Genomic DNA, 19,320 nt, shown 5'->3' with positions numbered 1-19,320 from the left:
GCAACTTATTTCGACCCTTCGCGTTTCAGTACTTTTAGCTGCTCATCAGCTTCTGCTAATTTCTGTGCCAAGCGACGGCTCGCCTCATGGCTAAACTCGGCCAAAAAAGCCTGTACATGCGCATCACCTTCTTCATTGCGCTGAGTTTCCTCTCGCAGTTTTCGGCTGATGTCCAACACTTCCGATTCCGCAATACCAATGTCAAACGCCTTGATACGAATCACCTCAATTCTATCCAACATATCGGCATGGCCAGCAAAACGCTGTTGAAGCTGAATAATGCTCAACCACGTATCTTTTAATTGCGGCAAGCGTTTCGTAATGGCGAGATCAAACAACTTATTGGTGAGTGTTTCGCGAAGCACCACTTGATCAACCCTCAAATGCGGCAACTGACCATCACTAAGCGATGTGTCGTGCAAGGAGAACTTGGCAAAACTGTTTTGCCCAAGAGTTTGCTGCATCTTGTCCGACAGCAGCATCGTCATGAATTCGTTGACCAATGGATCGTCTTGGGGCCTTTGTAGCTTAGCGATATAAGTAGGCATCAGGGTAAAATCCGCTTCGTAACTGAACCCCACATGTTCGAACTTTCTCTGCGTGAGCAAGGCATAACTGTCAATGGTTGGTCCAATGCCAAACTGCCCTTTCGCAATGTAATCACTAACACCGAAACTTCGCGAGGAAATAGTGGCAAGATTAGCACCAATGTTGAGTAAAATTCGCCAACCCTCCTGCCAACCGTATCGACTGAGAATACTTTCCACCATCATCTGCGTGGTTCCGGATCGACTCGGGCTGCTCATAGTCAGATGGCCGAAATATTGAGGTTGCACAAGATCAGTAAACGCCTTAGGTACCTGTAAATGGTGGGTTTGCAGATAATCTCGGTTCCAAATCAGCCCTGCGCCAGAGTAGCCGATAGTCATGACTCGCGCCTGTGGGGATAACACATAAGGCTCGAACCAATTCGGCAGTTTTTCCTGATATAGCACTGGCGCTAAACGCTGACTTTGCAATAAATGTTGCATCAAAAAAGGTGAAGAGCTGAGCACTAGATCGATATCTTTCATATGGCTTTTATTTAGCAGTTGAATACTCGATTGGCTCCTGCGGTGGATGAAACGCACAACGGCTTCTGGGTGCAACAATGCAAACTCTTCTGTAAGCGCTGTCAGCGGCTCTTTGGAAAAGGTGGTTAAAACGACAATTTCCTTGTCTGCCGCCAGCCCTGAGACAGAAAGCAGACAAGCCCCCACGATCCCCATTAACGAAAGTCCTCGTTTTATCCTGTTATCCATCATCCGCTATATCCCCAAATTTTGTGCGCTCACTCATAACTCTGAACATCGATGAAAAAAGACATTTTTCATCGTGAGTCAGAAGTGACGCACTTTGACTTACTGATATTAATTTTATCAGCAAATATTGACTCGACGTTATCTAGAAAAGCCCTATTTTGACTCACTAAAGAAAACAATTTGAGTCACATTTGCCCCAAAATCCTCCTTTTGAGCCAAATATGCAAAACACTCATTCTGCTCTCGCCAACATATTTCTGTTGATCTACATGGAGAGCAAATATGCTTAATTTCTTTAAAACCCGCCCAGACCTACCTTTAATGGGTAGTTCAAAAGCGGAAATGTTAAAACGCTACAAAAGTTATCAGTGGCAAGTCTTTATTGGCCTGATTTTCGGTTACGCCATGTTCTACGTGGTACGTATGGCGCTCGGCGTAGTGAAAAAACCGATGCTGGATGCGGGTATCGTCACCCTCGAAGAACTCGGTATCATGGGTTCGGCATTCTTCTTTACTTACGCATTTGGTAAGTTCCTGAACGGCTTCCTGTCTGACTATGCCAACATTGGCCGCTTTATGTCGTTCTCACTGCTGCTGTCGGGTATCGCCTCTATCTTCATGGGGATGAACACCGTCGCTTTCTTTTTCGTTCTGCTATGGGGCTTGAACGGTTGGTTCCAGTCGGTCGGTTCTGCGCCATCTTGCGTATCTATCTACCAATGGTTCTCGCCAAAGCAACGTGGTAGCCGTTACTCAATCTGGGGTGGATCACGTAACATCGGTGAAGGTATCACTTGGATCCTAACCGCAAGCTTGGTGAGCTACTTCGGCTGGCGTGCAGGTTTCATCGGTGCGGGTATCGCAGGTATCGTGGCTTCTCTCATCATGTTTAAACTTTTGAAAGACCGTCCACAAACTTACGGTATGCCAGATCCAGGCACAGCGTTTGACGAAGGTACTGAAATCAAAAAATCGAACGACCCAAAAGAAACTCGTCGTGCGCAAATGTTCATCCTGAAGCAACCAGTTGTATGGTTAATCGCTCTAGCTTGTGCGGCGATGTACATCTCTCGCTACGCGATGTCTTCTTGGGCCGTCCTGTTCTTACAAGAACAAAAAGGCTACTCACTGATTGACGCCGGTTTTGCCATGTCCATGTATCCAACAGCGGGGCTGGCCGGTGCAATTCTGTCCGGTGTGCTCTCTGACAAAGTGTTCAAAGGTAACCGTAACATCCCTAACCTGCTGTACGGATTGACCAACATCGCTGGTATGTGTCTGATGTTCTTCGGCCCAGATAACCGTATCGTTGATGCGGTCGCACTGAGCATGATCGGCTTCTCAATCGGTGGTCTAGTGGTGTTCCTTGCAGGTCTTATCGCTTGTGACCTGATGCCGAAAAACGCAGTAGGTGCAGTTAAAGGTCTGATCGGTCTATGTTCTTACATCGCCGCTTCTGCTCAAGAACTGATCTCTGCATCACTCATCACAGTAACGGAAGTCGAAGGCGTAAAACATTACGACTTCGGTAACGCTCAGTACTTCTGGCTGGCAGCAGGTGTGGTTTCAGTACTGCTCGCACTGACCGTGTGGAATGCCAAGAAAGTCGTCGATATCGACGAAGCTGAAGGCAAGCCTCTGAAAACTCAAGAAGCCTCTTAATCTACGCCAAGCAGGAGCCTAGCTCCTGCTTACTTTCTCCTTTTTTATTTTCTTGTTGAGCGTCGTTATAGGAATTGCAATATGTGTAAAACCAAAATTGTGGCCACTTTAGGCCCTGCTAGCCAAACTCGTGAAACCCTGACTCAACTCATCCAAGCTGGCGTGAACGTGGTTCGCCTTAACTTTTCTCACGGCAGCGCTGAAGAACACATTGCTCGCGCCGAAATGGTGCGTGAAATCGCTCAAGAGCTGAATGTGAGCGTTGGTGTACTGGTTGACCTGCAAGGCCCTAAAATTCGTATCGCTTGCTTTGCAGAAGGCGCGATTCAACTCGCCGCAGGCGACACCTTTATTCTTGATGGCAATTTAGATCGTCAAGCCGGCACGCAAGAGCGCGTGGGTTTAGATTACCCAGAGCTGCTCGATGACCTGACAGTGGGCAATATCCTGCTACTGGATGATGGTCGCATTCAACTGGAAGTGACAGCGGTCGATACGCAAACTCGCCTTGTTCACACCATCGCACTTAATAGCGGCAAGCTTTCCAACCGTAAAGGCATTAACTTGCTCGGTGGCGGCCTTTCGGCTCCTGCTCTGACGGAAAAAGACAAGCTCGATATCATTACCGCTGCGGAGCTGCAAGCCGACTTCCTAGCCGTGTCTTTCCCACGTAATGCCGAAGACATTGAATACGCACGCCAACTCGCCGTACAAGCAGGTTGTCATGCACACATTGTCGCGAAAGTTGAACGTGCCGAAGTGGTAGCCAGTGAAGAAGCGATGGATAGCGTGATCCGCGCGTCAGATGTAATCATGGTAGCTCGTGGTGACTTAGGGGTTGAGATTGGCGATGCTCGTTTGCCAAGCGTACAAAAGGCGTTGATCGCTCGTTCCAAACACTTAGGTAAACCTGTGATCACCGCGACACAAATGATGGAATCCATGATCGAAAACCCATTGCCAACACGTGCAGAAGTGTTAGACGTGGCGAATGCGGTGATTGATGGTACTGACGCGATCATGCTTTCTGCGGAATCGGCCGCGGGACGTTACCCCGTTGAAGCGGTGCAAGCCATGGTGCGCATCGCCCAAGGGGTTGAGCACGAAACTCACTGCGCGCAAAATTGTTGGGATGCGCTACAACATCTGTGCAGCGATGCGGGCAAAAGCTTTGCTCTGTCATCGATGATTTCAGCATCCAAAGTGAATAAAGATCTCGGTGTAGCGATTGTGACGGAGCAAGGTGAAACGCCGCTTTTGATGTCACGCTGTCAAAGCCAAGCCACCATTTGGGCGGTGTCTGACAAACTGGCACTATTGCGTAAGCTAGCAATTCTTCGTGGCGTGACCCCAGTTTATCTACCCACGCTAGACAAACGTGGCGATATTGCCCATCAACTTGTCAGCCAACTTGAGGCCGATGCAAAGCAAAGACATATCACATCCATCATGATGACCCAGCTAGAATCGGTTGAAGGTGTAGGTGATATAAACATTTGCCGCCTGATTACCCTAAAAGAACCATCCGTGGCCACTGCTGTTGCGGCATAACTTATTCCCTCCACCTGCTACACAGGAATTTTGGCCTACTTTTTTGGGTAGGCTCTTTTTTAAACAAAAGCACTCATCGGTCCAGGTTTCTGACTAAATCACGAAGTACAATTTATAAACGGAAAGACTTATTTCATTCTCTTCTCAAACCTGAAAAAGTCTTCTTCATACAAGCCGTTGTTATCGACATCCATGTCGATATCGCGAACCTGAGAATCATCTTCTAGATGGTATTTGTTGAAGAATTCTACAATATGAAAACCACACTTATTGATATAGAAGTTGATGTTCCTTTTTTCAAAATAAGGTGTAACGGTTGTCCAAACCTTAGTTTCTGGATACGCCACTTCAATGGCTCTCCATGATTTCTGCCCTAAACCTTTATTATGACTTTCGGGATAAATAAAAAACAGGTCGAGACTGTTATATTGGGTATCCGTATTAATATTCAGCACCACACCACCCACTCTTTCCTCGCCGAGTACGATATGATTTATTACGGCACCCTTGGCGTTAAAAGAACCAAATATATCTTCATCGGAAGGTATCGGCTCACTGTAAGATGGGCCAAACTGTTCGATTAACGCATTGGTAAAAGTCTGCTGTAACTTAGTTTTAAATTCGGGCAGCTCGTCACTTTTCACCTTAGTGAGTTTTATAATTTCATTTTTCATTTTTAAAATAACGCTCTTTAATACTCATCACGAACACGAAGAAAGCTGGAACAAAGTAAATGGCAAGTAATGTAGCGCTGACCATTCCACCGAACACACCGGTTCCGATAGCTCGTTGAGTTTCGGCACTAGCACCTGAGGCTAGCATCAGTGGTACAACACCAAGACCAAATGCCAGAGAGGTCATCAAGATAGGTCTTAATCTCAACTTCGCCGCTTGAACGGCTGACTGTACCAACCCGTTGCCTTGCTCTCTCAACTGTTTGGCAAACTCAACAATTAGAATCGCGTTTTTCGCCGAAAGACCAATGACGGTGATCATCCCGACTTTGAAGAAAACGTCGTTTGGCATGTCACGAGCCACAATAGCGAGTACCGCACCTAACAATCCCAAGGGCACGACCAACATCACCGATAAAGGAATAGCCCAACTCTCATAAAGTGCCGCAAGCACTAAGAAAACGACTAGCATCGATAGCGCCATTAGCATCGGTGCTTGTTTTGCTGAGTGAAGCTCTTGTAATGCCTGTCCTGTCCATGCAATGGTAAAGCCTGACGGAAGTTGCTTCGCCATTTGTTCTATTTCAGCCATCACATCTCCGCTGGCAACGCCCGCAGCTGCACTACCAGAAATTCGAACCGCAGGATAACCTTGGAAGCGAATAAACTGCGGAGCTGACTCAGACCAAATAGGCGTCACAATTTCTGATAGCGGAACCATTCCACCATTAATATTTCGCACATGGAGCTTGAGCACATCCTCAATCTGCATCCTTGAGTAAGCATCTGCTTGCATAATGACTTGCTGCATTCTGCCTTCATTAGGAAAGTCGTTGATGTATAGCGATCCAATCGCAGTTGATAGCGTCTCACTAATACTCGTGAATGAAACACCTAACGCCTCAGCTTTCTGGCGATCAATATCTAGATGAATACTTGTTCCCGCAGGAAGCCCATCAGAATAGACATCGCTAAGTGATTTGCTATTTTTCGCCAACGCTAACATCTTCGTCTCAACGGCTTTTAATGCCTCGTATCCCTGATTTCCGCGATCTTGCAAGAAAAACGTAATATCAGAGCTCGTTCCTAGCTCTTCAATAGAAGGAGGTAGCATGTGCATAACCGTGCCTTCTTTTACGTCAGCCATCGCCTCCTCAGCAAGTCTTAACTCATCCAGTGTTGTGGTATCGTCGCGTGATTCCCAATCTTTCAACGTGGTAAAACTCTGCGCGGTGTTAGTACCTGAACCGGAAAATCCAAAACCAATCACTGTCATTGTTGACTCAATTGCTGGGCGGCTTAACGCATGCTGTTCAAATTTTTTCACAACATCCAACGTACGCACTGTGGTTGCGTCTGCTGGAAGCTGAATATTGGTAATAAAATATCCTTGGTCTTCTTCTGGTAAAAACGATGACGGCAGTTGCCTATACACTAGAACCAAAATTGCGCACAGAAACACAAAGCCAAGCATCATTCGTCCTTTGCGATTTACTAACACGTTGACCTGAGATTCATACCGATTGTTCATTCGGTTAAAGCCACGATTAAACCATTTCGCGAATCTGGTTTGCTCGTGATGATTAGTATTCACCGGTTTTAGCAACGTGGTACAAAGCGCCGGCGTTAGTGTTAGTGCCAAAAATGCAGAGAACAGAATGGATACCGCCATCGATAAGGTAAACTGCTTATAAATGGCGCCAACCGAATCACTGGAAAATGCCAGGGGGATAAAAACCGCCGTTAGCACAAGTGTGATGCCTATAATGGCGCCAGTAATCTCTTTCATCGCCTTAGATGTCGCTTCTTTCGGAGACAAGCCTTTTTCCGCCATCAAGCGTTCCACGTTTTCGACAACAACAATCGCATCATCGACGATAATACCGATCGCCAGAACCATACCAAACATCGTTAACACGTTGATTGAAAAGCCAGTTAACAACATGACGGTGAACGTCCCCAACAAGGCTATCGGTGCAACAATAGCGGGGATCAAGGTGTAACGAATATTCTGTAAAAACAGAAACATAACAAAAAACACCAGCACCATAGCTTCAACTAAGGTATGAATAACCTTATTGATCGAAACTTTAACGAAAGGTGCTGTATTAAATGGAATTGAATAGGTCATCCCAGAAGGTAGACTTTGACTCAACTCCGCCAAACGCTTTTGTACCGCATCTGCAGTTTTAACGGCATTCGCTCCCGGAGTAAGCTGAATAGCCGCAGCCGTCGCTGTTTTACCATTTTCACGATTCAAATAACCATAGGATTGAGAACCGATCTCTACACGCGCAACGTCACTTAAGACGACTTTAGAGCCGTTGTTATTTGCGCGAAGAATAATATTGGAAAATTCTTTAACGCTGGTTAACTGGCCTTGAACGGTTAATGGAACCGTTACTCGTTGCCCTAAACCCGTCGGTGCAGCACCGATACTTCCGGGTGCGATTTGTGTATTTTGCGAAGTGATAGCCTGACTAACATCATTCATTGTTAAACCCAATGAATTGAGCTTACTCGGGTCAACCCAGATCCTCATTGCCTTCTCTGCACCAAATGACTGAACACGCCCTACACCTTCAATACGGCGCAGTTCATCTACGATGTTGCGAGCCAAATAGTCGTTCAATGCTATTTCATCAAAGCGGTTATCATCAGATTTCAACCCGACAATCATCAAAAAGTTGGATGTAGCAGATTCTACGGACAAGCCGCTTTGACGCACCACCTGCGGTAAACGAGATTCAACCGCTTTCAGTTGGTTTTGAACGTCAACTTGCGCCATATCAACATCGGTTCCCGGTTTAAATGTAGCCGTAATAGACGCAGAACCGGAGTTGTCAGCAGACGACTCGAAATACATTAAGTTCTTAACGTTCGACAGCTCACCCTCAATAAGACTAAGTACACCATCATTCATTTCCTTCGGGCTGGCTCCCGGATACGTCGCCATAATACTAACCGTTGGAGGCGCAACAGACGGGTAACGAGAAATAGGTAACTTCGGAATCGAAATGCATCCAAACAAAATAATGAAAAGAGCAATAACCCAAGCAAATACCGGGCGATGAATAAAAAACTGAGACATAAAAAAGCCACTCTAACCTTAATCAGTTTGCCGCAGATGTTAAAAGAATCTCAGATTCTTCCCATTTGCGTTGGTCGACAAGAATACCGTCCTCAAGCCTTTCCTTGCCTTCTACTACGATATTTTCTCCTTTGCTAACACCCGATTTCACGCGGTACTGACCATTGATCAATTCTCCGAGTTTTACAGGTTTTAAATGTGCATGTCCTTCCTGATCAATACTCCAGAGGTGAGGAGCACCGGCAAGATGCATAACCGCCTGTTGCGGAACCATTAACGCGTTGTCATAACTCGAATAAAGTACCTTTGCCTTCACAAACATACCCGGTAATAGCAAACGTTGGGAGTTGTCCACGAGTACACGTAACAACACATCGCCAGTGCTTACGTCAATATTGATACCAGAAAACAGGATTTGGCCTTTGACTGGATAAGGGGTGCCGTTACTGCGTAAAATTTTAATTTTTGTTCTAGCAACGCTAGGTTGTCCGTCAGAACTGGCCGCTAAAGCCTCACGAATCGCTTCTAGTGAAGACGCAGGTCGACGAATATCAACAAAAACTTGATCGATCTGTTGGATACGCGTCATCGGTGTTGCGTCTGTACTGCTGACCAGAGCACCCTCAGTCACCAAGGTTTGCTCTATCAGTCCAGATATCGGTGCGGTCACATTTGCAAACTTCAGATCAAGCATACGACGAGTGAGCGTCGCTTTAGCGACCGCAACTTCTGCGGCGGCTTGGTCACGTTGTAATACAACATCGTCATACTCTTGACGACTGATAGAATCTTTTTTAACCAAAGGCTTTAATCGTAACTCTTTTTCCAGAGCACGTTGATAAGTCACCTGCGCTCTCTGTAAGTTTGCTTTGGCAGTGTCAACTTCCGCTGCAAATGGCGCAGGATCAATCTGGAATAGCGGTTGGCCTGCTTTCACTTCAGCGCCTTGTTTGAACAAGCGATGTTGTACAATCCCAACCACTTGTGGACGAATCTCCGCAACGCGCACGGCCTTCACTCTTCCAGGAAGCTCTTCATACACATCTAATTGTTGTGGTTGCGTCGTTATCGTTGAAACTAAAGGCAAAGACTCTTTTAGTCCGACTTCACTTTCGTCTTTATTGGATTGATTACAGCCAACTAAAAAGAAAAGTACCAATATATGTAAGCTACTAGATACACATATATTTATCTTTTTCACTGAGGTATCCTCTGAACAAATCAAAGCGGACTATCCGCTGTCGATAGTTGTTGAGTCTAATACCTGTGTGTGGAGGTCCCGCTGAGTGAATGTGGAGATTTGATGGAGATGAACAATTTGTACGTTGAAGGGCAGAAATTTGCTACAGATTCAGGCCCAGATTCAGGAACCGGGTCTTATCGTCAGGCGTTAATTCTGATCGCTGAGGATGAATTTGAAATTGTCGATATACTCTCCGCTTATCTAACGCGCAGCAATATGCGTACGATTCACGCTGCAGATGGTCAAAGAACACTAGAACTTCATTCATCCATGAAGCCAGATCTTATACTGCTTGATATCCAGATGCCTAAAATGGATGGATGGAAAGTGTTGTCGGAACTTCGTCAGAAAAGTAACACCCCTGTCATCATGCTTACCGCAATGGACCAAGATTTAGATAAATTGATGGCACTCAGAATCGGAGCTGATGATTACGTCGTTAAGCCGTTTAATCCGGCAGAAGTCGTCGCGAGAGTCCAAGCCGTTCTAAGACGCACCTTAGAAGTGAATCAACTTCACAACAAAAATATACTGCGAGCCGAACCGTTTGAAGTCGATTTAGAGAGTCACGAAATCGCTGTTCATGTGGATGGAGAACGTCATACTCTACTGCTAACCTTAACTGAGTTTAAGTTGTTGACTCACTTCATTCGTTCACCCAAGCGAGTGTTTAGCCGAACAGAACTATTAAGTACGTGCCTACCTGAGGGTGACACGCTGGAACGAACGATCGACAGCCACATCAGCAAAATCCGCAAAAAACTTGAAGCCTACGGAATTCAAGGGATTCCGGCTGGTGTTCGTGGTGTCGGTTACCGTTTTAAGGGCGACCAATGAAACTAAGTGGTTTGAGCCGTCAGATTGCGTTCTCAATGATAAAAATCGCAATCGGATCAGCATTGCTTGCAACGATAGGCTCGTTTATTTTTTATTATCTTTGGGATAAATATTGGCCCAATTATATACCGAGTGAGGACGCTCTCACTCCTTCTTGGCCAGAATGGATTTGGCTCGCACTAACCTGCGTTATTGTCATTCTGCTAGCCGTCAATCTTGCTACGAAGTTATCCCAACGCATTTTGGAACCGCTAAGTGCTGTTGCTGAGGGAATGCGGAAACTCGCTGAAGGCGACCTACATTTTCGCGCTAATGTTGGTGACCGTTCATTAGGTGAAGCCGCTTTATTGGTAGACGATTTCAACCTATTGGCGGATAAACTTCAACGAATGACAGAAGAGCACGCCTTTTGGAATGCGGCGATCGCCCATGAACTCAGAACCCCTGTGACGATTTTACGGGGCCGATTACAAGGGTTAGCTGAAGGTGTCTTTACGCCAGATAAAAACCAGTTCACTAAACTATTAGTACAAATTGAAGGGTTATCTCGATTAATAGAAGATCTGCGTGTTATTAGCTTAATGAACAGTGATGAATTAAGAATAAATAGAAAAGAAACCAACTTAGCGACAGAAATAAAATTACTTACTGATTTGTCGGTCAATATGCTTAATGAAGCAAATCAACATGTAGAACTTAATGTAACAACACAACCTGTCTTTTGTGACCCCACCAGAATAAGACAAGCTTTATTGGCTATATTGGAAAATGCAAGTAAATATGCTCTTCCGGGTGTAATAACCATCTCGACCCAGCTTAAAGATGGTTTTTGCTATTTAAGTGTGGGAGATTCTGGTCCGGGAATATCACCTGAGTTAATTCCGCATATTTTCACTGCATTTCGCATTGCTGAAGATAATCCCAAAAGCGGTAGCGGATTAGGCTTAGCGGTTGTTGCTGCGATTGCAACAGCGCACGAAGGAAGCGTTAGTTGTCGTATAAGCAATAAAGGCGGAACAATAATAGAACTCTGTTGGCCAACAAATGCGACTCAAATAGAAGTATAAAATCTTAAAGCAGTCATAGAAAAAGCAAGTTAATGAATTATTTTCGGATATTAACTCACTTGCTTTTTTATTTGGACAGACGAATAAATATATTTGAAAGTGAAAGATAAGAATAAGAAGGCTGGTTAGCTTAACAAGGTCGGAGATAAGCAACCTTGAAACTTTTCTTGGGCGGACGAATTAATCGCTAACCAGCCATAATCTTAAAATAACATCTAAACCTGTCGTTAAGCTGATAAAAACAAAAGACGTTACTTCAATGAAATAACGCCTCTTTAAGCTTCCTTTTGAATCTTCTACACAAGATGAGCTTTGATATGAGAGAAGTACTTAAACAGTTTGGCTGCAAAGGTATTCATCAATGCTGCGAATATTACGAGCGTAATCCCGACTATCTGATGTTTAGAAAAACTTTCATCAAAAAACAGGACCTGCCAGATCATCGTAAACAATAAATTAGTGAAAATAAGCGGCGCAAGCTGAGAGCTACTCTCCACCAGCTTGTAAGCTTTCGAACGTAAGATTTGATTACCCACTACGGTTACTGAAAGGCCCAATAAACATACCCATACAAATGCATTGTTTTGAGGTTCCAGCAGTATCTGAGTATCAAGATCAGATAACCCAAAGACAAACGCTAAAGGAAGCACGCTTACCGCTGCGATGAGAAATGTCCAGCTATTGAGCACTGATGCTTTAACCTGACCTTTACTGGCACGAAACAAACTCACTTGCGATCCTGCGTTAAACAAGCCTGCACCCAAGCCAATGAGCAACTCTGGTCGAAACTGAAATCCAGACACATCCCCAGCCAACATTAAAACACCGGCGAAAGTGGCAACTAGGCCAAACTTCGTTTCAACTTTAATCTTTACCTTAAAAACCAGTTTCTCGATAACGGCAATAAAGATAGGGCCTGTTGCAAACAGTACGGTTGTTTCTACAAGAGACAAGGTGTTCAGTGAAGCGATAAAGCAAAGTTGACATGCCGTAATACACAATCCACGAATGATCAAAGCTTTTATGACTGATCGAGGTGGCAAAGGTAGTTTGGAAACTCCCACTATGGCAAAAAGCAGTAATGCAGGCATAAAGAATCGTAAAAATGTAAGGAGCTCAATGCCCATCATTTCGGTAAGTTTTTTTAATACAAGCCCAGTTAACGACATACTGAATGTTGAAATGAGCATATAAGGTACAGCGCGATTTTTTAACAACATAATCTCCCCCTATTGACGCGCTCATAGTAGAGCAATGACAACAGAGAAAAAAACGAATATATTTAAACAAACCTGTTAGATAAACTTACATATGAATAGACGACCACCACTCAAATCTCTTTACGCATTTGTCGCTGTCGCAGAGGCAGGCAGTATGACTGAAGCTGCAGGCTTACTTAGCGTAAGCCACTCTGCAATCAGCCAAGCTGTTAAAAGTCTTGAATCGTTAATTGGTCAACCACTGTTTCATCGGGTTGGCAGGCAGGTTCAGCTCAATGCCATAGGTCAGAGGTACTACAACGATATAGCTCCTGCATTAAAGGCAATTATCACAGCGACGGAATCGGTCACTCAACAACCTCAGTCAAACCGAATTACGGTAAATATGGTCAACTCACTGGCTATGCACTGGTGGGTTCCACGAGTCGATAACTTCCAACAATATGCACCCAACGTCGATATTCGACTTTCCAACTTAATTGGTTCATTTGACTTAAACCAAGAAGGTGTCGATGTCGCGATCCTGCATGGCAAAACCGACGAGTGGCAAGATTATTATTGTGAAAAGCTCGGTGACGATGAACTCCTATTGGTATGCAGCCCTGAACTACTGGAGTCATTCGAAACGTTTCCGTCTGCAGCTGATCTCCTAACACGTTATCCAGCCATTTATGCAGAGAACCTGCGTAGGAAGCATGACTGGAGTGTTTGGTGCGAAGGAAATTCACTTCACGTACCTAAGCAAAACAAGAACCTTAACTTCATCGCTTCCATTCATGCGGTGCAAGCTGCGATTCGTAAGCTGGGCGTGTTGGTCACTCATCGCTTGTTTGTTCGTGATGATATTAAACACGGAATGTTGGTCGAAATCGGCACACCAGTGAATAACCCGCATCAGGAATTTTTCTTCGTATGCAAGCCAGAAAAGCTGCTCAACGAACATGTAGCCACACTGAAATCTTGGTTACATAAGGAGTTCACTGAAAGCAAAAATGAAGAAACGGCTGGTTGAAGTATTGAGTAATCTCAACGCTCTACGCTCATTATCTACAGATAGGGAAGCGTCGGATCGTGCCAAGCCCAGACTCTATCATTGTGCCCAGATTCTATCATTGTACAGTGTGGGATCAATTAGGCACTAAAAAGCCCGGCAAGCGGGCTTTGACAGTAGCAATAGATTAGAAGAAGTCAATGGAGTTGCGACCACTGCTTGGATCGCGCGTCGCTTGTGGCTTTTCTTGTTTCTTCCCTTTACCCGCAGCCTGAGAAAGCGCGTTCTTCTGTGCTTTTCGCTCTTTGTGCGCCGCTTTGCGGCCTGTGGATTTGGGCCCCGTCCCTTTGGGTTTAGTCGCGTTATTTTGACGAGACTTCTCTTTACGTGCGGTGGCTAGCGGCTTTTCAGCTTCTTGCTCCACCGCTTCTGGCTCAATCACGGGCGCATCGCACACCACCATGTAGTATTCCTGATTGAACTCAAAAAAATCCCCATCGTACATTTTGCGGCGTTTACGCGTTTCCAATTCGCCGTTCACCGCCACATAGCCTTCGGCGATGACATGTTTCGCTTCACCGCCACCGCTCACCAAGTTGGCAATTTTGAACACTTTATACAGTTCAATCGGTTGACTGGAGACTTCAATACCGATCGCTTCTATTTCTATCTCTTCAGCGCAATCGGCATCGTCATAAGGGTAGTCTTGAGTCATGTGTTTATCTCGTTACAGAATTTGCCGCAGTTTAAACTGATAGCCTGCCAACCTCAAACGAAATAGCTGAAACCCACTCGCGGCCCTGCTCATCTTCGCTCTTCCAGAGATGAAATTCCCATGGTAGGAGACGTAATGAGCTAAAGTTAAATAAAACTCGGGCAGATGAAGAGGGATTATGCGGAAATCCAATAAGATAGGTTGGCAACTGTTGATCGGACTGAGCATACTGGCAACGACCTCGCACGCGCGTTCAACCCAAGTCATCATCTACAGTGACGACGCCTACCCGCCCTACAGTTACCAAATTCAGGGTAAAGCAACGGGCATCTATCCCGATATTTTGCGCCAAGTCTTTGAAAAAATGCCGGAGTTTACCGTCATCATTAAACCCGTGCCATTCAAACGCGGTTTACGCTTGCTGGAAACCGGCAAAGGTTTTGCTTTGTTTCCTCCCTACAAGTATCCGAATCATCGCCCCTACGTTAACCCTTACTCCGTACCAATATTGCAAGAAGAGGTGGTGGTGTACTGTCACAACGACGTTTCACTTCCCAACGGGCCAAGATTGACGCGTTGGCCAGAAGACTTTTACGGCAAGACTATCGGAATCAATGCCGCTTTCTCCATCGGCGGAGAGGCTTTTTGGAACGCAGCTCGCGATGGCCAACTGCGAGTCGAAGAAGCCAAGGACAATCAAGAAAACATTCTGAAAATGCGGGCAAAACGCATCGACTGCTACATCAATGACAAGCTTTCTATCGCTTGGGAAATCAAACGATTAAAGCTTTCTGGCCGTATTGATAAAAGCGAGTTTTTTCAACTTGCCGCACTGGTGAGCACAGAATATGGCTATCTCGGCTACACCGCCTATGGCGAAGATTTTCCCTACAAGGAAAAGTTTGTGGCACAATTTGACCGGATATTACTCGACCTACAACAAGCTGGCGTGGTCGAGCAGGTGATTCGCACCTATACCGATTAACGCCTATCTTGAGGAGTGGTTTGTCCTTGATCACACTGGCAACTTGTAACCTTTTGAATTATTTGGCTCCCCCTGGGGCTTTTTACGATTTCAGTAATATTCTGACTTTAGAAGAGTGGCAAAAAAAGCAGACTTGGTTAAAGCAAAAGCTGCTGGAGATAAATGCCGATGTGCTCGCGTTTCAGGAAGTCTTCAGCCCAGACGAGTTACAGCAGTTGTGCCAGACACTTGGCTACGGCCATTTTGCTGTGGTTGATCAGCCCGATGTGAGTGACGAATTTATTTATACTTCCCCTGTGTTAGCGCTGGCTTCACGCTATCCGCTGCTTTCGGTTGAGCCTGTGGTGCCCGAAAGCCAGCAGTTGACACTGTTGGGTGCAAATGGTGAGTTTACTTTTAGCCGCACACCACTGCATGCAGTGGTTGATTTTCCCCATCTTGGGCCATGCCACCTTATCGTGGTGCATTTTAAATCTCAACGCCCTACCATGCTCCAAAATGGGGCGGATGACGCTCAGATGCGAGTTGCTGGAAGCTGGTTGTCCACCATACAAAGAGGTTGGGAAGCACTACTGCTACGTCAATATCTGGTGGAGATTTACCTGAATTCTGAACAGCCCATGGTGGTACTGGGCGATTTTAACACGCACTTAAACAGCATGGATCTGCGCCCTTTGCTCGACACAAGCCAGACGCCGCTCATGCAAGATATTCGTCAACTTGTCTCTTCTGCCGACACGCAAACTTGGCCGCCAACCCATTATCATGGTGAACTTGGACTGACGATTGACTACATTTTGCTTTCTGAAGAATTTTTCCCCAGCAATGCCGAGAAAGTGGCTGAAATAAGCCGAATTGCTGTTTGGGATCAACACTTAGTCAGCCCCAATTTTGCCGATGATCAGTTCGCCAGCGACCACGCGTTTGTCTCGGTCACTTTGTTATTAACCTAAGTTCTGGATAAGAAACTGAGCTAACAGAGAAAATGCTTGCTCGTTCCCCGCTCTGATCATTCGACCAAGAGTGAACAGATACCTCCAAGTAACGAGCATGGACAAATTAATTGAAACCTTCTGTGGTGTCGATAACTTCTGTCAGTTGTTTACAAAGAGGGGGAATCCCCCTATATCCGATTTGTCATATCGGACTTCATTGAGCATCATGCAGACCTTCGCGGATCAACGGATTCGTAACTGACAATATCGTTATGACATCTATGTAAGCATCATAATTACTTATTTTACTTGTTAATTCTTCGATGATTGTCTTTCCTAAACATCACAATTTATTAAGTGATTAATGAAAAATCCATTTAATTGAGGATTAGATTTTGCTGAAATCAAATAGAACAAAAGTCGCACTGAGTTTGAGAACAATATTAAAACATGGTGCCATTGCTACGCCTGTATTCTTTGCCTTGTCGACCTCGGCTTTTGCCGCCGATGGATTAACCCAGTTGCCTTTGAGTAAAGTTCTGGCTGATGAACAAGAGGTTATCGCCCAGCAGCCAGAATCGTATCAATTGGTCATGGAATCTATTCAAACGCGTGATAACGATACCGTAGAAGCAATTTCACCCAACAGTGTGAATAACCCAGAAAATGTTAAACGCATAGAAGCAATATTATCCGAAGAAGATTGGAACTATCTTTTTGCCGAGCGAGATCCTGCCTATACCTATTTGAACTTTCTGAAAGCCGCCGGTAAATATCCAGCATTGTGTGGCAGTTACAGCGACGGCCGCGATTCTGAAGCGATCTGCCGCAAAACCTTAGCCACCATGTTTGCTCATTTCACTCAGGAAACGGGGGGACATAACGCTTACAGCGAGATCCCACAATGGCGACAGGGTTTGGTTTACCTAAGAGAGATTGGCTGGACAGAAGAGGCTTCGGGTGGGTACGGTGTGTGTGATACCAATACTTGGCAGGGTGAAGCGTACCCTTGCGGAAGCAATCCCGACGGCACGAATAAAAGCTATTTTGGCCGTGGGTCTAAGCAGCTCAGTTACAACTATAACTATGGTCCGTTTTCGCAGTCGATTTATGGCAATGTAGAAAAACTGCTAAACGAACCAGAATTGGTGGCCGATACTTGGCTCAATCTAGCCAGTGCGGTGTTTTTTTATCTGTATCCTCAACCACCGAAGCCAAGCATGTTGCACGTGATCGATGGCACATGGCAGCCGAATGAACATGACCGAGCAAGTGGCTTGGTGCCCGGTTTTGGTGTGACGACACAAATTATCAATGGTGGTGTAGAGTGCGGTGGTAGCAGCGAACACGCACAGTCGCAAAATCGTATTGATTATTATCGCGAGTTTGCCAACTATCTAGATGTGCCTATTGCCCCTGATGAAGTGCTGGGTTGTAAAGGCATGAAACAGTTTGACGAGGCGGGCGCTGGTGCGCTCAACATCTTCTGGGAGGAAGACTGGAACTGGGATGCCTCCACGCCAGATGGCCGTACTTATAAATGTCAGCTTGTCGCGTATCAAGGACCGTACTCTTCATTTATCGAAGGGGATTACACCAAGTGTGTAGAAGATAAGTTTGGTGTTGATGTCTACGACGATCTAGGGGGTAATGTACCACCAACGGCTAACGCGGGCGCAGACCAAACCATTGATGCCACTAATCCACTGACTATTCACTTATCAGCAGATGGCTCTTCTGATGACCACGAAATCGTCAGCTACCAATGGCGCCAAATTGACAGCACGGGCATCAACTTGAACATCACCTCACCAAATACATCTAATACGGATGTGGCTGTTCCAGCTATCTCTCAGGATAGAATATTTACCCTTGAGTTAACCGTAACTGATGCGCAAGGAGCGAGCGCGAAGGACAGTGTGAACATCGTCGCTAAGGTTCAAACAGAGAATCAACCGCCAGTGGTCACTTTAATGGCACCACAACAGGTTGACGAAGGTGACACTAATGTCATCGTAAGTGCCAATATCAACGATGCAGATGATGATGTGTTTGATCTCCAATGGCGTGTATCAAATGAGGTGGAGTTTACCACTGCAGCAGATGGCCGTTCTATTCAATTAAATGCTCCACAAGTTGATTATGACACGAGTGTTACAGCGACATTGCAGGTTATCGACAGCGCACAAAATGAAGTGACGGCGTCAACAACCCTGCTGATACTTGATGTTAGTGGCGGTGGCACAGGCGAAGGGGAATGTGCAATGACGGATCCTAATGCTTCACAATATCCAGCTTATAACCCAACAACTGTGTACACAGAAACGAGTGACCCAGTTTCACACCAAGGGTTGGTTTACCAAGCGAAATGGTGGGTTCAGGGCAGCGAACCATCACCGTCGAATGAAGCTTGGGCTTTATTGAGCGATGCTGAATTACCTTGGGATGTTGACATTGCTTATAACGGTGGTGAACAAGTTAACTATGGTGATTCTCGTTGGGAAGCGCAATGGTGGACTCAAGGTGAGCAACCTGGCTATGCGACTGTATGGCAGAATATCGGCCCCGCAACCTGTCAGTAGCCTTTTGCTTCCATCTCCCAAACGAGAGGGTATATAAACCTGGTTCTGTCGCAGTTTTGGATTTAAACGCGGCAGAGCCAATCTCCATGTTGCCAACACCGACTCCATATTTACCGGGGTGATTCAGGGGGTCCCGTCGCAAAGTGAGTGGCCTGCACCTGCAATACTGGACACTGAATTAAGCGACATTTTGATTTTCAAAATTAACGTGGCTTAGATACCCAAAAGAGCGCTGTGTCTTCTTGTCCGATTATAATCAACTTCTATGTACTCAAACACTGTATGGCGCATCGCCTCTCTCGTCATCATCGGTTCATATTGGATCGCTTCAACTTTCTTGGAGTGGAGGGTTGATGAACAGATGAAGTTTGAAGCCAAAGGACCAGCCCATAGTCCCCTTTCTGCGACAGGCGACACCTTCAAACACTTTGTTTCTTTTGACCCAGATGATGTGGCAAACCTCAAT

At 45.6% G+C, this 19,320-nt stretch carries 14 protein-coding genes and 2 pseudogenes; 8 read left to right on the top strand and 8 right to left on the bottom strand.

The features are described from left to right. Positions 1–5: 5 nt before the first annotated feature. Positions 6–1,304, bottom strand: coding sequence for an ABC transporter substrate-binding protein (locus tag UF06_RS21140; RefSeq protein ID WP_139046429.1), 1,299 nt, complete (start codon positions 1,302–1,304; stop codon positions 6–8). 279 nt (positions 1,305–1,583) lie between these two features. On the opposite strand from UF06_RS21140, the gene UF06_RS21135 reads away from it, so the two are divergent. Together UF06_RS21135 and pyk are read left to right on the top strand one after the other, a co-directional pair. Beyond that, on the top strand, positions 1,584–2,963 hold the full coding sequence (locus tag UF06_RS21135) for an MFS transporter (RefSeq protein ID WP_045572202.1): 1,380 nt from the start codon (positions 1,584–1,586) through the stop codon (positions 2,961–2,963). Positions 2,964–3,044: 81 nt separating this feature from the next. After that, positions 3,045–4,514 carry a pyruvate kinase gene (gene pyk, locus UF06_RS21130; RefSeq protein WP_045572201.1) on the top strand — a complete coding sequence of 490 codons (1,470 nt, stop codon included), beginning with the start codon at positions 3,045–3,047 and terminating at the stop codon, positions 4,512–4,514. A 128-nt stretch (positions 4,515–4,642) separates the two neighbouring features. Here pyk and UF06_RS21125 read toward each other — a convergent pair whose 3' ends face one another. From UF06_RS21125 to UF06_RS21115, 3 genes are read right to left on the bottom strand one after another with little or no spacing between them, the layout of a single operon-like run. After that, on the bottom strand, positions 4,643–5,188 hold the full coding sequence (locus tag UF06_RS21125) for a GNAT family N-acetyltransferase (protein WP_045572200.1): 546 nt from the start codon (positions 5,186–5,188) through the stop codon (positions 4,643–4,645). Next, complete coding sequence (locus UF06_RS21120) at positions 5,178–8,279, bottom strand: efflux RND transporter permease subunit (protein WP_045572199.1); 3,102 nt, start codon at positions 8,277–8,279, stop codon at positions 5,178–5,180. The genes UF06_RS21125 and UF06_RS21120 overlap by 11 nt, the downstream gene beginning before the upstream one ends. Positions 8,280–8,301: 22 nt before the next feature. After that, on the bottom strand, positions 8,302–9,480 hold the full coding sequence (locus UF06_RS21115; protein WP_242402044.1) for an efflux RND transporter periplasmic adaptor subunit: 1,179 nt from the start codon (positions 9,478–9,480) through the stop codon (positions 8,302–8,304). Between the two features lie 102 nt (positions 9,481–9,582). Here UF06_RS21115 and UF06_RS21110 point away from each other — a divergent pair, with 102 nt between their 5' ends. Both UF06_RS21110 and UF06_RS21105 read left to right on the top strand, forming a co-directional pair. Then, positions 9,583–10,359 (top strand): response regulator, encoded by a 777-nt coding sequence (locus UF06_RS21110; protein ID WP_045572198.1) that lies wholly within the window; start codon positions 9,583–9,585, stop codon positions 10,357–10,359. After that, positions 10,356–11,426, top strand: coding sequence for an ATP-binding protein (locus UF06_RS21105; RefSeq protein WP_045572197.1), 1,071 nt, complete (start codon positions 10,356–10,358; stop codon positions 11,424–11,426). The genes UF06_RS21110 and UF06_RS21105 overlap by 4 nt, the downstream gene beginning before the upstream one ends. Positions 11,427–11,722: 296 nt before the next feature. Here the strand turns inward: UF06_RS21105 and UF06_RS21100 are convergent, their stop codons facing one another. After that, positions 11,723–12,646: a DMT family transporter gene (locus UF06_RS21100; RefSeq protein WP_045572196.1), complete on the bottom strand. Its 924-nt coding sequence runs from the start codon at positions 12,644–12,646 to the stop codon at positions 11,723–11,725. Between the two features lie 91 nt (positions 12,647–12,737). Here UF06_RS21100 and UF06_RS21095 point away from each other — a divergent pair, with 91 nt between their 5' ends. Beyond that, positions 12,738–13,658, top strand: a complete 921-nt coding sequence (locus UF06_RS21095) for a LysR substrate-binding domain-containing protein (RefSeq protein WP_045572195.1) — start codon at positions 12,738–12,740, stop codon at positions 13,656–13,658. 166 nt (positions 13,659–13,824) lie between these two features. Here the strand turns inward: UF06_RS21095 and UF06_RS21090 are convergent, their stop codons facing one another. After that, entirely contained in the window at positions 13,825–14,352 is a 528-nt protein-coding gene (locus tag UF06_RS21090; RefSeq protein ID WP_045572194.1) for an RNA-binding S4 domain-containing protein, read from the bottom strand. A gap of 178 nt (positions 14,353–14,530) precedes the next feature. Here UF06_RS21090 and UF06_RS21085 point away from each other — a divergent pair, with 178 nt between their 5' ends. From UF06_RS21085 to UF06_RS21075, 3 genes are all read left to right on the top strand, one after another. Beyond that, the gene (locus UF06_RS21085; RefSeq protein ID WP_045572193.1) at positions 14,531–15,337 is read left to right on the top strand and encodes an ABC transporter substrate-binding protein; all 807 of its coding nucleotides are present in this window, start codon (positions 14,531–14,533) and stop codon (positions 15,335–15,337) included. 20 nt (positions 15,338–15,357) lie between these two features. Then, positions 15,358–16,290, top strand: a complete 933-nt coding sequence (locus tag UF06_RS21080) for an endonuclease/exonuclease/phosphatase family protein (protein ID WP_226972730.1) — start codon at positions 15,358–15,360, stop codon at positions 16,288–16,290. Between the two features lie 377 nt (positions 16,291–16,667). Next, a complete protein-coding gene (locus tag UF06_RS21075; RefSeq protein WP_226972728.1) occupies positions 16,668–18,854 on the top strand; it encodes a chitinase in 2,187 nt (728 codons plus the stop codon). Between the two features lie 178 nt (positions 18,855–19,032). On the opposite strand, the pseudogene UF06_RS26520 reads toward UF06_RS21075, so the two are convergent. Together UF06_RS26520 and UF06_RS25140 are read right to left on the bottom strand one after the other, a co-directional pair. Beyond that, positions 19,033–19,199: pseudogene (locus UF06_RS26520) on the bottom strand (IS3 family transposase); the annotation flags it as partial. Between the two features lie 4 nt (positions 19,200–19,203). Continuing rightward, a pseudogene (locus tag UF06_RS25140) lies at positions 19,204–19,320 on the bottom strand (transposase); the annotation flags it as partial.

It is taken from the genome of Vibrio sp. S234-5, assembly GCF_000960595.1.
Taxonomy (GTDB): Bacteria; Pseudomonadota; Gammaproteobacteria; order Enterobacterales; family Vibrionaceae; genus Vibrio.
The sequence above is the reverse complement of the archived record's forward strand: the minus strand, read 5'-3'. Positions and strand labels throughout refer to the sequence as shown.